Genomic DNA, 1,533 nt, shown 5'->3' on the forward strand with positions numbered 1-1,533 from the left:
CTAGTGCTGCTCCGCGGAAGTTCGTGGAGGGGTGTTGATCAGATATCCAGTCCGCTGAGGTAGAGGCCGCCTGCGCAGTCGAGGGCTTCTTCCGGGGAGCCGGACGGCAGCCCGCTGGGCAGGAAGTTGTCGCGGTAGCTGTCGTTGCTGGCCAGGTAAAGCGAGAAGCCCCAGGTGTGGAGTACGCCGGTGAAGCGCAGGCGGCACAGTGGAAGGCTCTGGCCACCGGGCAACTCGGCGGCGACGTACGCAAATCCGGCACGGAAGCGGACCGAGATGGCGTCCACGTGCAGCCAGCGTTCGCGAGCGTGGCGGTTCAAGCGCTGGCGCAGGTGGTGCTGCATCGATTCCGGCGGGTTCTTCGGCACAGGCCCATCCTGCCGGGTGCGGCGGCGGCCCGCCATGATCGGTGGCCGTGCGTGGTGATCAACGGGCGGGGACGGCGGTCGCGGTGGTGCTGGAGACGGGGGTCCGCGAGCGGCTGGACAGGACAGCGGCTTCGGCGAAGTCCGAAGTACGGGCGGTGTTGCGGGCCCGCATCGTGCTCGCGGCGGCGGACGGGCTCGCCAATGGCGCGATCGCCCGGGAGCTGGATGTCAGCGTGAACACGGTGCGCAAGTGGCGGGGCCGGTTCGCCACCCTGGGTCTGGGCGGCCTGCGGGACGCCGAACGCTCGGGCCGGCCAAAGGCCTACGGGCCCGAGGTCCGCATGGCGATCGTGGCCACTGCCACCAGCGCGCCACCGCATCCGGAGTCGACCTGGTCGCACCGCGCCATCGCCCGACGGGTGGCCGACACGTGCTTCGCGCCGGTCTCCGCCTCCCAGGTCGGCAGGATCCTGGCCGGCCTGGACCTGAAGCCGCACAAGGTCCGTGGCTGGCTCACCCGCCGGGACACCCCCGACTTCTGGCAGCGGGCCGCCGAGGTGTGCGCCCTCTACCTGAATCCGCCCGAGGGCTCGGTAGTGCTCTCGATCGACGAGAAGACCGCGATCGCGGCCCGCTCGCGCCGCTATCCCGGGCGTTCCGCACGCCCCGGCGAGCCGGCCAGGCGGGAGTTCGAGTACCGGCGCCACGGCACGGTTTCCCTCGTGGCCGCGCTCGACGTTCGCACCGGCGAGGTCCTCACCGAGGTGATCGCCCGCAACGACGCGGCGACCTTCACCGCGTTCCTGAACCAGCTCGACCAGGCGATCGCACCCGGCAGTGAGATCCACGTCGTGCTCGACAACGGCTCGTCCCACACGGCCAAACACACCAAGGCGTGGCTGGCGGCCCACCCACGCTGGCACGTCCGGTGGACCCCGCCGCACACCTCGTGGCTCAATCAGGTCGAGTTGTTCTTTTCCGCCCTGACCCGCCGAGTCGTGCGGCATGGCGACTTCGCCAGCCGCGACGACCTGATCGAGAAGCTGGAGGCCTACGTGATCGGCCACAACGAGACCGCCAAGCCCTACCGCTGGACCTACGAGGGCACCCCACTCAAAGCAGCCTGATCAACACCCCTCCACGAACTTCCGCGGAGCAGCACTAG

At 69.9% G+C, this 1,533-nt stretch carries 2 protein-coding genes; one reads left to right on the forward strand and one right to left on the reverse strand.

Annotated features, from left to right (window positions below; all coding sequences use genetic code 11):
- Positions 1-38 precede the first annotated feature (38 nt).
- Complete coding sequence (locus ACFV61_RS36010) at positions 39-368, reverse strand: hypothetical protein (protein WP_380496403.1); 330 nt, start codon at positions 366-368, stop codon at positions 39-41.
- A gap of 83 nt (positions 369-451) precedes the next feature.
- On the opposite strand from ACFV61_RS36010, the gene ACFV61_RS36015 reads away from it, so the two are divergent.
- Positions 452-1,495, forward strand: coding sequence for an IS630 family transposase (locus ACFV61_RS36015; protein ID WP_380496405.1), 1,044 nt, complete (start codon positions 452-454; stop codon positions 1,493-1,495).
- Positions 1,496-1,533 lie beyond the last annotated feature (38 nt).

It is taken from the genome of Kitasatospora sp. NPDC059817 (genome assembly GCF_042731835.1).
Classification (GTDB): domain Bacteria; phylum Actinomycetota; class Actinomycetes; order Streptomycetales; family Streptomycetaceae; genus Kitasatospora.